Below are 18,246 nucleotides of genomic sequence, written 5' to 3' on the forward strand. Positions count from 1 at the left end.
GGTAAGAAGGCCTAAGCCCGGAAAAGTACAAATCACTGTTAGGTAACAATCGTCCTAACAATATTTGTTTCGAAAATAGTATAATTTCAAAAATAAAAGTTATGACGGGCAGTAAGTTCTTGGCAGGGGGCAATTAAAACTTTCTTTGTTGCAAAACTCAGGTTGGGGAAAACAAAAAGCTGCCTGGTGAAGGCAGCTTTTTGTGCTGTCGGCGGCAGAGCTTTGTTAGTCTGCTTTGATCGCGTCAGATTCGTTAAGGTTCAGGGCTTTGACAACTGCATCGTAATTCTTCCAATCGATTGCTGCACTGCGTCTGAATTTTTCTGTCGGAACGAGGATTACCCTTACAGATTCAAGGTCTCTCGTAGGTGCTGTAGGTGAGCCGCCTGTCCAGCTAACCGGCTTGATTTGAACGAAGAAGGTCCGTCCATTGCGAAGAGCGTAGCGGAAGTGGAACGTGGTAGTATCTGTTGCCGTAAAGCCCACCGGACCTGGAATAGACCACCAATAGTTCTGGCTTTTGATGTACACGAACACCCCTGCGTTTGTAAGCATCGTTGTGTCGGCAGGCGTTAAGTTGCTGATACCGAATGCGTAACCTCCGTCTGCGTCTGTTTTCAGTGCACCGGTTGTAATGATTCTCGCACCGAGCGCGTCCTTACCTGCTACGCCCGTATCACCTTTCGGGCCTTGAGGTCCTGCGGGCCCAGTGGCCCCATCTTTACCTGCTGGTCCTACATCGCCTTTATCGCCGTCACAGTTTACGAGTGTCACGCCGATTAAGACAACCGAAGCAAAGAAAATTAGTCGTTTCAACATACTGATCGTTGGTTTGGTTAGAATATTAGAGTACTTGTTGCGGACAAATATAAGGATGAAATTATTTGTCGGTTGAAAAAATCATGCCTGCGGTAACATCATTCCGCTTTTGTCGAAATGATTCATTCTTTAAATGTGCGGGTTTGCAGTTCATTGTTCTGTTTTGAAATTATTGTATTTTTGTTTAGTTATAATACTGTTTCAATTCTCACGTTGCAATCATTAAAGAGTTTATCGTTTATTATATACACTAACGGTGTAATGTATGCACTATTAAATTTGAACTTATGAGGTTAAAAAATTTTACTTCTCTTTTTGGTGTGCTTTTACTGGTTTTTGGTCTTGGCATATCCAATGTATTTTCCCAAAAATGGAGCGGAGTTAATGGGAATGAATGGCTTGCGGGCAAATACGGACAACAGTGGGTGCGCATAGGCGTGTCCGCGAAGGGTATTCATCGCATTGCCATTTCCTCACTACCCGCGGCGTTTCAGTCGGCCGATAAAGCAAAGCTACAACTGTGGCATCGCGGAAATCAGGTAAGCATTCTGAAAGCAGATAATACGGAAATACTTTTTTACGGGGTCCCTAATGACGGGGCGTCCGATGAATTGTTGTATCGGTTGCCGACTTCACGTAAGAACCCATATTTCAGTACCTATTCCAATGTAAGTGCCTATTTTTTAACTATCGGTGCCGATAATGGTTTACGTGCTGAAGTGGAAAACACCGCCGTGGATAACGGAGTACCTGCGTCTGAATTTCACAATCAGGTTGAACTGAAGACTTTCCAGACTGAGTACACTCACTTCACTTTCTATTCGACGCGTCCGGCTACCTTAAACAGCTTTTTTGAAGATGGGAAAACAGGAACTGGAACACGCCTTCCGGTTGGTGCTCAGGCTACAAGCCCGGTCTATACGGCTAACCCGGTGTCAAATGCGCAACCAGCTACGCCTGCCTCCAATTTCAATTTTGCAGCCAAGAATGTCCACGGAGGCTTTATTCCAAAGGTTAAAATATTGCTGAGCGGCCGGGCAGGAAGTGCCCAGGTGCAGATCAAGGCGGGTAAAAATTCATCGGCGCTTAGACAAGTCACTACCGCCAATACATTTGACTTCGGTCCGTTGGAAGTGAATTTTGACCTCGATCCTGCCCAAGATTATGATGCAAATGGGGGTACCCTCGGATTCCAAAGCGTTATTCCTTCGTCCTGGTTTTCGGTAAGCTATTTCACCGTTTCGTATAACCAGACAGTCGATGCACAGGGATTAAACTCCTATGAGTTCAATTTCCCATCTGCCGCTAACGGGACAAAATCGAGAATTCCGATTGCGAACCCACCGGCCAATGCACTATTCTATGACATTTCAAGTGTTGACGCTCCGCGTATTATCCAGGGGGCTGCTGCGAACCTGATGGTGAGCCGCAACGGTAATGCTTTGAAATTGCTGACGACGAACGATAGCCAGAACATCAATGTTCAGGCTGGGAACATATCGACTGTGACATTTCAGGATATTAATCCAACGTCCTATAATTACCTGATCTTAACGGCTGATAATCTTGTTGGTTCGGCACAGGCTTTTGCTACTTATCGTCAAAACGACTCTCCTGGTGTCAAGTATTCCCCATTTGTTATCAAGGTCAAAGACCTTTACAACCAGTTTAATTACGGGGAGCCAAGTCCTGTCGCCATCAGACGCTTTGTGGATTATATGATTTCGGATGGCAACAAGGAAAAGTATCTGTTGCTGATCGGGAAATCAATTACCCGTCCTGACAAAATTGTGAAAGAATTGCCGGACGAAGTTCCAACGATAGGTTTTCCTGGCTCTGATCTTCTGCTCGTAGATGGTCTCCGCGGAACTCCGGATGACGTTCCTGCGATTCCGGTAGGTCGTATTTCGGGCCTAACCGACGCCGAGGTAAATGGCTATCTTCAGAAAATAAAAGATTATGAAGCGCAAAAAGACATTGCATGGAGAAAAAATGTGATGCATGTAAGCGGGGGTAAAGATGCAGGAGAGATCAATCAATTCGCGAGTTATCTTTCGACTATCGGTAGCACCATTAATACTTCACCTTTTAATGGATCTGTAACCCAGAAAATCAAGACACAAGCTGCGGATGTCATTGAAGAGGTGAATATTGGCACTGAATTGAATGGAGCGGGCCTCGGTATGATCAGCTATTTTGGTCATGGTTCAACTTTTCGGACTGACCTTAACCCCGGTTATGTGACGGATGCTGCGAAAAACTATAATAACACGACAAAGTTCCCCGTGCTCTTTTACAATGGCTGCGGCGTGAATAATATTTTCAGTAACCTTTTTGGTGCGGCACCCAATGCGAGTACTTCACGGCCACTTTCATTGGACTGGCTCATCGCACCGGGCAAAGGAGCAATCGTTGTTTTTGGAAACACCTGGGATGCTTATGCAAGCACTTCGAACGACTATCTGGATCGGCTATATCCGCTGATTTTCTCGAAATCGGATAAAGATCGTGGGACGATCGGAAAGATTCTGCAGGAAGTTGCACTTCAAACTAAACTCGCTAAGGGCTATACGTATAATCCTGGCCAAAATAGTCGTGTAGCGGCGTTCTACGATGCAGATCGTGCGAATATTCACCAGGTGCTTTTGCAAGGCGACCCGGCTCTTAAAATTCTGATTAATGAAGCTCCGCTGCCGGTTAATCTGATCTCTTTCAACGCGAAAGTTGCGGGAACCAAGGTCGAGGTTACGTGGAAGACTGCTTCCGAAAGGAATAACAGCCACTTTATCATCGAAAGAAGCTATAATGCCCGCAATTTTGAGGAAATCGGCAGAGTTGAAGGTAAAGGTGATTCTAATTCGGAAGTTACCTACTCGTTTATGGACTCTAAACCTTTGGCAGGTACGAGCTACTATCGTTTGAAGCAGGTTGATTTTGATTCGGTGGTAGAGGGCTCTGTTCAAAAAGGAGAAGAGACGTTGTCAAGAATCGTTTCGGTGGAGTTCGACAGAACTTCGGCAATGTCGGTTTCTCCGAATCCTTCGACAGAATATTTTGAAATCAAGCTCGATGTTCCCACCAAAATCAGTAAGTGGAGACTGGTGGATATCAACGGTCGTGTGGTGAAAGACAATGGGACTGGCATCCGGGTGAATCTTTCAAACCTTTCTCCGGGTGAATATCTCGTCGAGGTTGTTACTGCCAATGGCGATAAATACATCAAGAAAGTAATCAAATTGTAATATTTGGGGGCATGGGTTGAATACTCATGCCCTATTTTTTTATCTGAGCTATGTCACTGAGAGTTTTACGGTATTTGCAACTTGTTGTGTTGCTTGTGATAGGATTGTGTAGTGAAGCCTTTGCTCAATGGGGAGCGCCATACACTAATTCTTGGATCACGTACGACCAGCCTTACGTTAAGTTGAAAGTGTCCCAGAAGGGAATCTACAAGGTGCCGTTTTCGGCGTTGCCAGCGGGTTTTCCGGTGAACCAGCCTGAGAAGCTTCAACTTTGGCATCGGGGCACTCAAGTTGCGATTCTCAGCGTAGCAAACAATGAAATTCTGTTTTACGGGGTCCCAAACGATGGTGCCATCGATTCCCTTTTGTATCGGCCGATGAGTAGCCGGATGAATCCGTACACGAGCCTTTATTCCGATGAAAGTTCGTATTTCCTTACCGTAGGAAAGGTCAATGGGTTGCGTGCTGAAACAGTCGGGGCAGCGTCAGGAAGTGGTTCGGCGATTGAGTCGCATGTGCGGACGGAGGTAAAGGCTTTTGCCAACGAATACTCCCTTAGTACTCTCAGTGCCATCAGAGCTAATTTTTTTAACAGTTTTTTCGAAAATGGCGCAAGTAAAACCGGTGTTACTGTGTTGCCCGGGAAATCTGTCACCTACAACTTTCAATTGACGAAACGTGTGCCGGGAACAAAACCGCAGGTAAAAATGATGGTGCATGGTCGCAGCAACAACTCGCGATCGATAGAAGTGTATGCGGGGAAAACGGAAAGTACCGTTCGGAAAGTTGGAGCCATTCCCAATGCGAACTTTGTAGCTTCAATATATTCATTTGAACTGGAAGAGGCTGATCTTGCGGCAGACGGTAACGGAGTACTTTTGTTAAAATCTGTGGCATCAGACTCACGTGATAGATTTTCTCTGGCCTACTATACTATCACTTACAATCAAGCAACAAGCATTGGCACTGAAAAGAGCCTTGAATTTAATTTTCCGAAAACGTCGGATGCAAGTACACACGCCAAAATTGCCGGGACTTCGGCCACCAGCAAGCTTTACGACATTTCTAATCCGGATATTCCAAGAATCATTCCTGGTACGGGAGCGGATTTCACAGCGCCCCGTATTAAAGATAAGGCACTTAAATTGCTCCTTACGAACGAAGCGCTGGCGATTGCTGCTGCTAAGATCAGTTCAGTCACGCTCTCTAAGCCGGATGCTAAGAAATATAATTACCTGATCATTACGAACCAGACCCTGGAAGAAGGCGCAAAAACGTATGCGACCTATCGTGCCTCGGCGGAGGGTGGGACATTTGTTCCTCTGGTTATTAAGATCACTGACATCTATGATCAATTCAACTACGGGGAACCGAGTCCTGTCGCGATACGGCGCTTTGTAGATTATATGCTTTCGGATGGTAACCGTGAAAAGTACCTGTTCCTGCTAGGCAAATCGATCACGTTCAATGAAAGAATGGTGCGTGAGCTTCCCGATGAAGTTCCAACAATCGGATTTCCCGGATCTGACATATTATTGGTGGAGGGGCTTGCAGGAGCTCCGAAGGAAGTGCCTGCCATTCCGGTCGGAAGACTTTCTGCGTTAACGAATCAGCACGTGTACGACTACCTGGCCAAGGTAAAGGAGTACGAACATAGCAATGTCCAGGATGTAAGCTGGAAGAAGAATATTCTCCATTTGAATGGGGGTAAATCGTCGTCAGAAATTACTCAGCTGAAGAATATCCTCGCGGGTCTGGCGCCACAGGCTGAGCAAGGATACATCGGAGCAAAAGTTAAGCCTTTCGTAAAGCAACAAGGAATAAGTGAAGTAGAGTCCGTTAATATTACACCGGAAATTAATGCAGGAGTGGGGCTTTTGACCTACTTCGGACATGGTTCCACTACTGTCACGGACCTGGACATTGGTTACATCACGGACGCGGCACGGGCTTATAACAACCAAGGTAAATACCCGTTGCTGTATTTCAATGGTTGTGGGGTGGGGAACGTGTTTAGTGCGCGTTTTAACATGAGCCCGTCATCTTCGGACAGGATAGCATTGTCGCTAGATTGGATATTGGCTCCAAAGAGAGGGACGGTAGCCCTGATCGCAAATACATTTGATACATACGTCTCTTCAACCAGTAACTATCTCGATAAGCTCTACACGACACTGTTTCTTGATGCAAACACTTCAAAACAGTCTATTGGAAAAATTCAGCAGGAAGTCGCAAAACGCATTTTTGCAGAAGGCTACAATGGATATGATGTTGCTAATGTTCACCAAGCATTGTTGCAAGGAGATCCGGCATTAAAAATGATCTACGTCGCTTCACCTGACTACTCAGTTGACCCCGACGAAAGTATCCTGATCTATTCCGAATCTTCTGATAAGACCATAGAAAAATCTGCGACGTTGACGGCCGCCATCGCGATCAAGAACCAGGGTAAATACAACGTTGGCGAGAAACTACCAGTGGAGCTCACTTATGGCTTTCAGGACGGTACCACTGAGGTGAAGAGCCAGATTGTATCCGCGATGCCTTATGCTGATACAATTAAGATTACGTTCCCGAGTAAGGGAGCGTTGAAATTTGTACAGGTGAGGTTGGATAGGGCGAATGTGATTCAGGAATTAAACGAATCCAATAACATAGCCGAACTCGTTGTCGATTGGGAAGTAGCGAAAACGCAGCATATTTACCCCGCGGAGAGAGTGAAGGATATTATTGCGCCGGTACTGAATGTAACCTTCAATGAGCGGGTTATAGAAGATGGTGAAGATGTGGGCGCTAAGCCGACGATCAAGTTTATTCTGACCGATGACCGTCTGATGACGGCAGACACGAATCTCATGGATATCTTCATTAAACCGTGCCTCGACAATACTTGCGATTTTCGGAAATTGGCTTACAAGAATCTGACAGTTACAAAATTGGGAGATCGTGTGGTTCAGGTAGAATATCGCACAGACTTTTCAACAGTCGGTGACTACGAACTGCTAGTTAACACGCAGGACGATTCGGGCAATGCGGCCGCAAATCCTTATCAGATTAAGTTCAGAATAGGTGAGGGAGGGGAGGGAATAGCGCTGATAGCTTCGCCTAATCCGGCTACCGATTATGTTCGGTTCCGTATTAAGGGTATTAAGCTGGAAGCTGTTCAGCAGGTTCAGTACGTCATATACGACTCACGGGGTATTAAGCTCCTGGATCATAGCTTCAAGCCGGTTTCGACTCTCTCCGACTGGTATTGGACGCCCGGTATAGGTTCGGGAATGTACGTTTATAAGGCAATTGTAAGCAAGAACGATGGTTCGGAGCAAATAATCACCGGGAGAGTGAATATTCTTCGCTAGCGGAATTTTCCAGCATTTATTGCAGGATTTTTTCTGATTTAAGCCATTCTAGCCAAACTGCAACCGAAACCGTTCTTGTTACATGGAAGAGGCTTCGGTTGTAGTCTTCAACAGGTAAATGATCTGTTTGGAGGAATTTGATTGTGTCGTCAAATTTTCTTCTATCAATGTATTGCCAGATTTCGTCGGTATCGTAAAGCATTTCCTTCGCCTGCGCGTAAAGTTGAAGCGTAGCGCTCTTCCCCCGCCGTCCCACGTGTGCTTTCTGTGACCTAAGTCTTACATTATCAGGTAATATGTCCTTCATAGCCTCGCGGAAATGCATTCGTCCCGAACCGTCGCCAAACTTGATGACCTCTGGAATCGAGAGGCACAATTCGAACAGCTCTTTATCTAAGAAAGGAGAACGGTTCGTAAACCCGTAATGGCGCCCAAAAATAAACCTGCTCTCGTTCTGGGATATACTATGTTGACTAAAAATTTCCTCAAACGATTGACGGAAAGCAGGTGAAAGATTACTGTGCAAAGAAGCAGAAAGTAGTTTTGAGTCATGGAGATCGGCATTGCCGATTTCCAGAAAATCTCGCTTCAACAGGGATTTAGGCGGAAGGGCATATCCTTTCAATTTTTTAATAAAGGATGCTAAGGCGCGGGTAGCGAAATAGCCAGGAGTTAGCTCAAAATGATCTGAAATTTCCCGGTACATAGCACTCAGCTGGCGAAAGCTCATTGTTCTGATGGAGCTGGAAAGCCTGCCGTAAAGAAAGTTTTGTTCTACTATCTTATTCTGTAGTTCAAAATTGAGCTGATCCCAGTTTTTATGTTGATCCGCTTTGGCATAGTACTGGGTTCGTTTGGAAAGTAGCTCTTTCAAAAGCGGCCATTTTTTTTCTTGGAAAAGCACCGTTAGGTATTCAAAACCACTGCCCACGATAGAGTCGCCCCCATTTCCATTCAAAAGTGTCTGGCATCCGAGTTGTGTTGCACGCTTCAAAACTCCGTCATAAAATGTGGGTGCTATAAATGCGGGTTGAGGAAATCCTAGTATGTTGGTATGCGATGCGACTGTGCTAAGAGGCTCGTTCGATACCACAATTTCCTGATGACACGAAGCGATATTCCGGGCGACTTCCAGGGCATAATTTTTGTCATCGGAACCTGCGCCCTGGGTATCGTAGTAAAACGTATAAAAGGGGTTTTCGGGAGCTAATATTCTGGCAAAAGTACTAACCGACGAAGAATCCAGACCTCCACTTAAATGAGAACCGATCGGAGAAGTGTCGCATGGCAGGGAGCAGCGAACGGAATTCTCAAGAAGTGCCTTGAAATGCTGTGCATATCCCGGTAACGTGTCAGCACTTTGCGAAAGCTGAAATTTAGTATACGGTGTAGAAGAACATTCATGAGGCGTTATCGACAGGATATGTCCGGGTAATACACATTTCACTTCCTGGTAAAATGTTTGCCCATCGTAGTCGACAAACTGATCGCGCCCAAAAGTTAAAAAAGAGCGAAGACGACTTTCGTTAGTCGTAAGGCTTATCCCTCCATCCTTCGCGGATTTCAGAAGGGTATGTAAATCAGTAGAAAATAGACAGAATTGGCCGGGAACAAATAGATAGTACAATGGATGAGTACCAAAAAGGCTTCTGGCAAGATGTAGGGTTTTCTCCGCCTCTTGATACCAAACCCCTACGCCGAGTCTGTTTCCTGATGATTTAAGATAGGCTTTGAAATCAAAAAACGATGTCAAAATAAGAGAGTCTGAACTCCATATTTTGACATCGTTCTGATGATATCCCTCGAAACCAAGAACTGTGGTCTCGTAAGATGAATGCTTAGAAAAGCTTGAATACTCTAAGGTGCCTGTATTCCAGTTAATTGACTGGTCTGAATTTGATTTTTTTTTCCTAAACGCTGCTCCCAAGAAAATAACACCTTGAATCAGCATTGGTACAAATTCAGAGAGGGAATACCTCAGATAGCTCTAAATCAAGCATCTGGCGAATAGTTCATTTCGCTAGTATCGTCGTCGAATTGGCTACCCAATTTACCTTTAGTCAACTTGCTAACACTTCCGTGTTGAACGAGAACCGGCTTGCGGTAAGACTTTTTTGTCTGTGTAGAGTGCGATGTCAATGTTTTCATTGTTTATCGGTTAATGAATGATTAATACCAGTATCCGTCGTAAATTTATACAGATAAATTGAATTTGCAAACATTATTGTAAACGAATATGAAAAAATCAAGTTTTGGCTGGCTGAACCAAGCAGGTTTCGACGATTACCGGCTGCCAAATTCTATGATTTTGCGCGTTTTGTAAATGCCGGATTCTACTTTCCCCGATCCAATGCAATCGTCGTTTTGGCAAAATTCAAAGGCAGTCTCATCGTCAGAGATTAGCCCCACGCCCACACTATATTGTTTGATGGTTACATATTTGTTGATGATCGAGGTGTCGCTTCGTTCAACGACAGTCAGCACGTTGTCGAACAATTGCTCCCCGATTTTCACCGACTTAAATCCAGGTTCATAATAACAGTCCTGCTTGTCCAGATTGTTATAACTGTTACCGTTCCACGTTGTACGTGAATCGATCGGAAACGTAAGAGACACGAATGGTTGATTGTCAATGTTGGTCAGCAGCTTATCGGGGTATTTATGAATGGTGTACTCTTTCACCTTTTGCCAATAATCCGTCGAAGAGCTGCGTGTAGATCTTGCAATAATGTATGTGGCGATCCCGGCCGAGTCGGAAGCAATCCGATCTACTTCATCCTTTTCCTGCCACTGAGTGACCACGGGTGCCGTCTGACCGGCCGAATAAACCTCCTGATTGACATCATAGACGGTATAGTGGCCGATTTCCAGCGGATAATACTCGTAGGGATCAAGTGATTCGGTAGTGTCTTCGCACGCGGAAAAAGCGATTGAAGCAATTGCAAGAATAGTAATGTGTTTAGCGAAAGTCCCGCAAATTGTCCGTAAAGAATTCTTCATTAACTCGGTTAAATTTTGATGACTATGACGAATGTTTGTATTGTTCTTCCAATTTCCCTTTCAAAAAACCAATCAGCACCTGTAAACCAGTGTCAAACCGGGAATTGTTGTTGATGATCATATCCGCTTCTGCGCGCAATGGAAGTATAAATTTATCGTAAGTCGGGGCGACGTGATGCTCCCAACGGTAAAGGACATCGTCCAGATCGTAGCCGCGCTCGTTATTATCACGAATAATCCGCCGTTTTATTTTAACGTGCTCCTTGGCATCTACAAAAATTTTCAAATCAATGAGCCGGGCAATTTCGGGAAAATAAAAGACAAAAATCCCTTCCACGATAATGATGGGCTTCGGCTCGAAATGTAATATCTCGGGTTTGATCAGCGGATTGTTGAACGTATATTCCTTTTGCTGCACGGATCGGCCGGCCCGGAGTACGGCAATATGTTCCGCGAAGAGGTGGTGATCTATCGTCTCCGGCAAGTCGAAATTCTCTACCCCATTTTCGTCGCGAGGGATTTCGTGAATCGGCCGGTAATAATTGTCTTGCGAGATCCGCGTTACTTCGTCCTTACCAAACGCGTCGATGAGGTTTTTCATAAAATAGGTCTTGCCCGACGCACTTCCGCCGGTGATACCTACAATGTAGGGTGCTTTTTCCTGATTCGACATCATACAGTCTGCGGCGCCCGCTAGTCTGAACGCCTGGATTAATTTATGATTTTAATTAATAATTGCCAATTTACCGGCCTGTTGCTCAGTGCCGTCGGCCGATACGATGAGCACCATATATATTCCGGCCCGCGCCCGGCGACCGGTATAGTCGTTGAGGTTCCACGAGGCAAGGCCTCCTTCCGAACGTGTTTCGAATACGAGCCTGCCTGCCAAATCGGTGATCTTAACGGTTGACTGGCTGCTCAGGCCGCTGATACCTACATTACCCGAATAGCCCGGCCGGATGGGGTTGGGAAAAATGGTAACACGGCTGATGTGTTCGGACGCAGCCTTGGCGTCGCTTTGATAGGAAACCATACCCGCTGGTGTATCGACGAACAGCAGGCCGGTTTCGGCTTCAAACCGGAGCGCGTTGATTACATCCGAAGGTAGCGGGCTGTCGGCTGATGTGAATTTGCGGATCAGCTCGGTACCATCTGCATTAAAAAGGTAAAGTCCGGTCCGTGTGCCGATCCATTTTCGGTTTCCCGGTTCAACCGCCAATGCGGTACATTCTTCATTGTTAAAGAGCCTTCGCTGGCCGTAAATGGGTAAGATAGCATCCACACGGGTTGCCTCCAGAACGCCGTCAGGGATAAAATAGCCAACTCCTCTTGCTCCGGCAAACCAGACAAATCCGTCCTGATCTAGTGCGAGGCTGTTGATCTTTGAGGCGGGCAGTGTACCGGTGCCTATCGATGTTGAAAGGACTTTTTTTCGAGAACCATCCTTGTTACTGACCAAAATGCCTCCGCCTAGCGTCTCGGGCAGGCGGGTCCATGATAACCCGTTGAGGTCGGTGATCGTCGAATCGGAGCGAGGTGAAATGGTTGTATCCCCTTGCACGGGCGAAACCTGTTTGAAATCAGAGAATTGATTGGTGATCAAACCATTTTTGTGATCGGCGACCCAAAGTGTTGTCGAGCTTGTGCGAACCCCCGACCGGATATTTACCCAAAATGGACTGCTGAAAGTCTGGGCCTTGTAGCCGGTATCGAGTGTAATAACCGTGTTTTGGGCCGAGATGGTCAGAAAGTCGCCCGTGTCGAGAATTCGCATGGCAGAAGCACTGGATGCGTAAACCAGTTTCCAAGCTCCCTTCTCATATTTAAAAAGGCCTTTTCCGGGAACAGCTGCGTGAATTGCTCCCGCAAAAAATGCCATTCCGGAAATGCTGCCGGGGCTTGTTACCGGTTTCCAATTGCCGAAATATTGCCTGTTTACATCCCCGTTCATAGAGGTGGCCAGCATGCCCTGGGAGGTTACCAGATAAAGCGAATCTCCCGAAAATGCGAGGTCGCTCACGGCAAGCTGCGAGCCATTTGGACCAATGTAGCGATAAGTTTCTTCTACCTGCCGAAGTTGGGTGTCCACAACGAGCACCCCGAAGCTGGTTGCCAGGTAGGCCAGTTTTTCCTTGAAAACAATGCGTCGAATCGCCTTATCGGCGGGTAGTCCCTGGGTTTCGTTCAAAAGATCCCACGTGTCGATCTGGTCAGGCTGGGCCTGTTCATTAAGATATACAAAATCGATTGTGCCGTTGCGGTAAGCCAACATGAGAAGCTTGGCTTCCGGGAGGTAACCCATTGCACTGATACCCGTATGGCTGAGGCCGTCGGCTTTGGACAGAGCGCGGGTCTCTCCGTTTCCAGGATTGACAGAGAAAAGGCCATTGTAGGAGGCGCAATAGACTAATGGGTCGGCATCAATTACCTGCCTGGCAGAGAAGTAATTGAAATGGCTTTGCCATTGACCCAATGGTAAAGCCTGCCCTAGTATGCGCGTGGGACCGAATACGGCAGCCAATAAGAAAATAAGTATCCTCCCTTTGCGCATGGCTATATGTTAGTTTTCTACCGTCACAACGGCGGAGCCCCGCCCGGTTCCGGTTCCGCACCCACTTTTCAGTGAACTGATGGTATATTCCGTGGTAGAGGAAGGCGAAACGGAAATCAGGTACGGGTTAAGGAATGTACCGTTGATCGCCGTGCCGTCAGAAAGTGTGAATGACCATGGAGGAAGCCCGTTTTTGAAACGCAACTGAATGCGGGTAGAACGTCCGGCCGAGACCGTACCGCGTCCGGAAACCTCTGCGACAGCCTTGTCAGGGGCAACCACTTCCAGTTCTTCAATCGCGCTGGAAACGGCCGGAGAGGATGAAACAATACGAATCTTCTGGATCTTGGTCGTATCTCCCGGTGCTGCCGCGGCGATTTTAACCTGCATCGCGGTAGGGGTTACCGTCGTGGGCAACGTCACAAAACGACCGGATTTATCGGTCATTTGGACTGTAAATTTGTTGTTCGGGTTATAGCGCCCTTCCGTTTTGTAGGGAATGTCAATGGTTGAGCCTGCGCAAACCATATTCTGCGGCAGCTTGTCGAGCGTAATGCTTGCCGGAGGGGCTTTTACGGTAACTTTCGCTGAGCCCGAGAATTTGCCTACACCACACAAACCACCAGCTGAGCTGATCTGGTAGTTCGTATCATAAAATGGTTTCACCTTGATCTTGTGCGGGGATTCCTGAATGTTGTTTTCATAGGTTCCGTCCGAAAGCAGCACGAACCAGGGCCCGCCGCCTGTGAATTTTACTGTGAGCTCACCCGATTCGTTTTCGCCCAATCGCAATGAATCCTTTTGAAGGGTTGCCACGGTAGGCGAAACGATCGAAACGTTGGTCGTCTGGCTCACGAGATAAGGTGCCGTGGAAGTCACACGCAGGCGATATTCACCGGGTTTGTAGCTGTCGGGAATTTGTGTGGTAATATAGCCCGACGAGTCAGGGGTTGAAATGCTTTTAAAGGCACCGCTGCGCTCCGCGATTTGAACTACGAATTTATTCCCCTCTTTATACTTGCCGGTCGCATTGAAAGGCACTTGAAATGGCACACCCGCGCAAAGCTTCGCGATTTTCTCCACCTCTTTCAGTTCGAGTTTTGGCTCGGGGTTGTTATTCACATTCACAATAGCTTCGCCGGAAGTCGTACCGCTTCCGCAGGCATTAGAAACGGCCGTTACGCGATAAGCCTTTACGTCTGTCGGCTTAACAGTAATGTAGTGCGGGTTCGAAAGCGTTTGCAATACCGTAGTGCTGTCCGAGAGTCGGAACGACCACGGTGCCGCGCCTGTGAGGTTTATGCGCAAATGCGCTTCCTGCCCGGGCATAATGCGTACGGTTTGTGTTCCGTCGATCAGGTCGATCTTCGCTGCGGGCGCTTGCAGCAGCCTTAGCGGTACTTCCTGACTTTTGATAACCGGAATAGAGGAGATGATTTGAAGTCGGTACACTTCGCCGCCCACTTTATAAGAAGGTATCACCGCTTTGGCAGGGCTTTTCTTCACAGGAAGCGAAATAGGCACCGATTTGCCGGTAGCATCTATAATATGTACAATAAAAGTATTGTCCTCGTCGAACGGGCCATCGGTTTTGAATGGGATGGTGACATTAGTGCCCGGGCAGACCGAGAGGTATGAAATATCTTCGATGGTGATCTTGTAGGCATGCATGCTGTCGGCTTTTTCCACCGGGAGCTTGGCCTCGTTCGCGGCTTCGGTGAGTGTGTCGCCGGTGGCAGAGATCCCGCTGGGCATGGTGGTATCGGCCACAGCAGCGTCGCCGGCAGGAACCACGGGAATCTGCGCCTTTGTCGTGTCCTTGGCAGCCGGTGCCTGCGGTCTGGCTGGTTCGGGGGCTTTTTTCTTGGGAGCAATGAGCTGTTTCCTTGGAGAAGTTGTCCTGCGCTGGGCCTCTGCGTGACCAGCCATTAGAAATAACCCTAGAAAAATGACAAAGACGAATCGGAACATGCAAATGGGATTGAGTAAATATTAATTCATGGAAACCAGCGTGCTGCCTCTGAGGACGGGAACAACGTCGTACAGGTCGGTTTGCAGGCAGTAGGAAATGTCTTTCTGAATGCCCAGCCGTTGCAGGCGTCTTACGTGCGAGGAGTTAGAAACACTCGCCAGCAGGTTGTCGCGGCTTTGCAGGTATAAACGCTGCGCCATCAGCGTTCCGTCTTCTAGCAGCATAAATTGGTCCTTCAACGCTTCTGCTAATGCCCCGGCAAACAAAGTATCTTCGAGGTTGGGACGGCCTTTCCAGCCCGCGCATAGTACAAGCACATCATAAGGTTCAGTTTTCAAATGATTGGCCAATGCACCCAGGTTCAGGAACGAGCCGATCATCACTTTCACCGCGGCAGATTTCGCTTTGGAAATAGATAATGTCCCATTGGTGGTCGTCATCGCGATCTGCGCGCCGATGAGGCTTTCATGCATGTAGCTGAACGGCGAGTTATCCAGGTCGAAACCTTCTACTTTCCGTGCATCACGCTCGGCAGCGGCTATATATCCTTTGTCTTGCAGGAATTTACATTCCTCTACACTCGCCACCGGAGTAATGCTTTTTACCCCGTAAGCGAGGCCGGTTACCATGCAGGAAGTGGCCCTGAAAATATCGGCCACTACCACTATTGAATTATCGAGTTTGTGTAAATGAAGTAAATCCGGAGTAAGACAAACGTCAAGTTGTTTCATAAAAATGCAATCGGACTTGAATAGGAGGGATTAGTTTTTTACAAAAGGCGTTTTCACAACCTGCGCTTTTAACAGTCTGTCGCGGACTTTTACGAAAATTTCGGTGCCGGCTTTGCTGAATTCGGTCGGAACGTAGCCCAATCCGATGCCTTTCTGCAAAGTAGGCGACTGGGTACCGGACGTGACCTCGCCGAGTTTGTTACCCGCTGCATCGCACAGCTCATAATGCCCGCGTGGAATGCCGCGGTCGATCATTTCGAAACCGATCAATTTCCTTTTCAATCCGGCTTCTTTCTGCGTCTTCAATGCTTCGGAATTGATAAAATCTTTGGTGAATTTGGTTACCCAACCGAGGCCGGCTTCCAAAGGCGACGTTTCGTCGTCGATATCGTTACCGTAGAGGCAGAATGCCTTTTCCAGTCGCAGCGTATCGCGTGCGCCGAGGCCAACCGGCTTGATACCGAACTCGGCACCTGCTTCGAAAATGGCGTCCCACATTTTCTCGGCATCCTCATTCTTTACATATATTTCAAAACCTCCCGCACCGGTGTAGCCGGTTGCGGAAATGATAATGTCTTTAATACCCGCCATTTCGCCGATTTTGAAGGTATAGTACTCCATTGAAGCGAGGTCGACATGGGTTAATTTCTGTAACGCCGCAGTAGCACCAGGTCCTTGCACTGCCAGCAGGCAAAGCGAATCCGACAGGTTTTCCATTGCCACGCCTTCGGTATTGTGGCTCTGGATCCAGTTCCAGTCCTTTTCGATGTTCGATGCATTCACGACCAGGAAATAATCATCCTCGGCAATGCGGTACACGAGCAGGTCGTCCACCACACCTCCGGTAGCGTTCGGCAGGTAACTGTATTGCACTTTTCCGTCATACAAAGCAGTAGCGTCATTTGCGGATACTTTCTGGATCAATGCGAGCGCACCAGGCCCTTTTACGCTGAATTCGCCCATGTGCGATACATCAAAAACACCCACGGCATTTCTTACGGTGTGATGTTCATCCAGATCCGACGAGTAGCGGACAGGCATTTCAAAACCTGCAAACGGGACCATTTTTGCACCTAAACGGATGTGGAGCTGATGTAAAGGGACTGTTTTCATGAAGGATATTTGGTTTTACAATAATTCACAAAAGTAGGGAATGCAGGTCAAAGCGACACAAAAAACTGTTTTTTCAATGTCCGTAGAGTGCATTTTGAAGTATATTGTTAAAAAATAGGTCAAAACTTTTATCCATCGGCGGCTGCCGGTTTTCAGGAATATGAATAAACGACTATTGTTCTCGATGGCATTTTCAATAGCGGGCAGTGCATTTGCGCAAACGGCCACTTTCAAAGGCGAGACGATCGACGATAAGGTGAGTATCGGCTACGGGGTAGCTTCCGGCGATGTGGATGGCGACGGGAAACTGGATATTCTCATGGCCGACAAAAAGGAAATTGTATGGTATAAAAATCCCGGGAAAAAGGACGGCGCATGGACGCGCTACGTGATCGCGAAGGATCTCACCGAGCAGGATAACGTCTGCATTGCTGCCCGTGATATCGACGGCGACGGCAAGGTGGAAGTGGCCGTTGGGGCAGGTTGGAACCCGTCCGAGACCAAGGATTTGAAAACCTCGGGCGCCGTATTCTATATGGTAGCCCCGGACGATCGCACGAAACCCTGGGAGCCGGTGCGCCTGCATCACGAGGTAACCATTCACCGGATGCATTGGGTTAAAACGGCCGACGGTCCGTTCCAATTGGCCGTATTGCCATTGCATGGCGAGGGAAATACCGGAGGAAACGGGGTGGGCGTGAAGCTGATCGTTTTTGACGTTCCTGAAAATAAAAAGGGAATCTGGACTTACAATTTGATCGAAACCAACATGCATATGACCCACAACTTCCAGCCCATGGAAATCCCCGGTAGAATGGCCGGATTGTCCATTGCGAGCAAAGAGGGGGTGCAGGTGTTCCTGAACGGAGCAGATGGCTGGGCGCCTTCGGGCAACTGGATGGTACCGGAGCGTGGGGTAGGAGAGATCAGAACGGGAAGTTTGGGTAAAAAGCAATTGTTTACCGCCACCATTGAACCCATGCACGGTACTGCATTGGTAGTTTATACCAAAGATAGCCGCACCGTGCTCACCGACCGTATTAAAGAAGGCCACGCATTGGCCTGCGCCGATTTCTTCGGGCAAGGCCGCGACCAGGTGGTAATGGGCTGGCGTAACCCGAACGTGACCGGCGAAACCGGCGTGCGCATTTACGTGGGCTCCGATCCCGAAGGCAAGAAATGGACGGAATACACTTTGGATGAGAGCATCAAAATCGCATGCGAGGACCTGTTGCCTGCCGACCTGGATGGCGATGGAGACCTGGATATTATCGCGGCAGGCCGTGCGACGCATAACCTGGTAGTGTATTGGAATCAGCGGAAGAAATAGAATGGTTTAAAACGATTGTCAGCCTGAGCGAAGTGAGGGTGACCCAAAAGCAAAAGCCCTTTTTCTACTATGTAGAACGAGGGCTTTTTTGTATTTTTAATTACGACATTAGAAATACATGGGCAAGAT

Annotated in this window: 12 protein-coding genes; 3 read left to right on the top strand and 9 right to left on the bottom strand. The window is 47.5% G+C overall.

What is annotated here, in order from left to right; all coding sequences use genetic code 11:
- Nucleotides 1–225 precede the first annotated feature (225 nt).
- Complete coding sequence (locus tag CLV60_RS34470) at nucleotides 226–819, bottom strand: collagen-like protein (RefSeq protein WP_211302196.1); 594 nt, start codon at nucleotides 817–819, stop codon at nucleotides 226–228.
- Nucleotides 820–1,106: 287 nt separating this feature from the next.
- Between CLV60_RS34470 and porU2 (CLV60_RS06100) the strand changes: the two genes are divergently transcribed.
- Nucleotides 1,107–4,061, top strand: coding sequence for a putative type IX secretion system sortase PorU2 (porU2, locus tag CLV60_RS06100; RefSeq protein WP_106594456.1), 2,955 nt, complete (start codon nucleotides 1,107–1,109; stop codon nucleotides 4,059–4,061).
- A 50-nt stretch (nucleotides 4,062–4,111) separates the two neighbouring features.
- Nucleotides 4,112–7,420: a putative type IX secretion system sortase PorU2 gene (gene porU2, locus CLV60_RS06105; RefSeq protein WP_106594457.1), complete on the top strand. Its 3,309-nt coding sequence runs from the start codon at nucleotides 4,112–4,114 to the stop codon at nucleotides 7,418–7,420.
- A gap of 16 nt (nucleotides 7,421–7,436) precedes the next feature.
- Here porU2 (CLV60_RS06105) and CLV60_RS06110 read toward each other — a convergent pair whose 3' ends face one another.
- The 8 genes from CLV60_RS06110 to gcvT all read right to left on the bottom strand — a co-directional run bounded on the left by CLV60_RS06110 (nucleotide 7,437) and on the right by gcvT (nucleotide 16,787).
- Entirely contained in the window at nucleotides 7,437–9,371 is a 1,935-nt protein-coding gene (locus CLV60_RS06110) for an asparagine synthase-related protein (protein WP_106594458.1), read from the bottom strand.
- Nucleotides 9,372–9,412: 41 nt separating this feature from the next.
- Entirely contained in the window at nucleotides 9,413–9,568 is a 156-nt protein-coding gene (locus tag CLV60_RS34965) for a lasso RiPP family leader peptide-containing protein (protein WP_106594459.1), read from the bottom strand.
- Nucleotides 9,569–9,703: 135 nt separating this feature from the next.
- A complete protein-coding gene (locus CLV60_RS06120; protein ID WP_106594460.1) occupies nucleotides 9,704–10,420 on the bottom strand; it encodes a hypothetical protein in 717 nt (238 codons plus the stop codon).
- 22 nt (nucleotides 10,421–10,442) lie between these two features.
- Nucleotides 10,443–11,096, bottom strand: coding sequence for a uridine kinase (udk, locus tag CLV60_RS06125; protein WP_106594461.1), 654 nt, complete (start codon nucleotides 11,094–11,096; stop codon nucleotides 10,443–10,445).
- Between the two features lie 48 nt (nucleotides 11,097–11,144).
- A complete protein-coding gene (locus CLV60_RS06130) occupies nucleotides 11,145–12,971 on the bottom strand; it encodes a PorZ beta-propeller-like domain-containing protein (RefSeq protein ID WP_106594462.1) in 1,827 nt (608 codons plus the stop codon).
- A 9-nt stretch (nucleotides 12,972–12,980) separates the two neighbouring features.
- Complete coding sequence (locus CLV60_RS06135; protein ID WP_106594463.1) at nucleotides 12,981–14,942, bottom strand: PDZ domain-containing protein; 1,962 nt, start codon at nucleotides 14,940–14,942, stop codon at nucleotides 12,981–12,983.
- 21 nt (nucleotides 14,943–14,963) lie between these two features.
- Nucleotides 14,964–15,674 (bottom strand): 2-phosphosulfolactate phosphatase, encoded by a 711-nt coding sequence (locus CLV60_RS06140; RefSeq protein WP_106594464.1) that lies wholly within the window; start codon nucleotides 15,672–15,674, stop codon nucleotides 14,964–14,966.
- 30 nt (nucleotides 15,675–15,704) lie between these two features.
- Nucleotides 15,705–16,787 carry a glycine cleavage system aminomethyltransferase GcvT gene (gcvT, locus tag CLV60_RS06145; RefSeq protein WP_106594465.1) on the bottom strand — a complete coding sequence of 361 codons (1,083 nt, stop codon included), beginning with the start codon at nucleotides 16,785–16,787 and terminating at the stop codon, nucleotides 15,705–15,707.
- A gap of 184 nt (nucleotides 16,788–16,971) precedes the next feature.
- Between gcvT and CLV60_RS06150 the strand changes: the two genes are divergently transcribed.
- A complete protein-coding gene (locus CLV60_RS06150; protein WP_170118716.1) occupies nucleotides 16,972–18,117 on the top strand; it encodes an FG-GAP repeat domain-containing protein in 1,146 nt (381 codons plus the stop codon).
- Nucleotides 18,118–18,246: the final 129 nt, after the last annotated feature.

It is taken from the genome of Dyadobacter jiangsuensis (assembly GCF_003014695.1).
GTDB classification, from domain to species: Bacteria; Bacteroidota; Bacteroidia; order Cytophagales; family Spirosomataceae; genus Dyadobacter; species Dyadobacter jiangsuensis.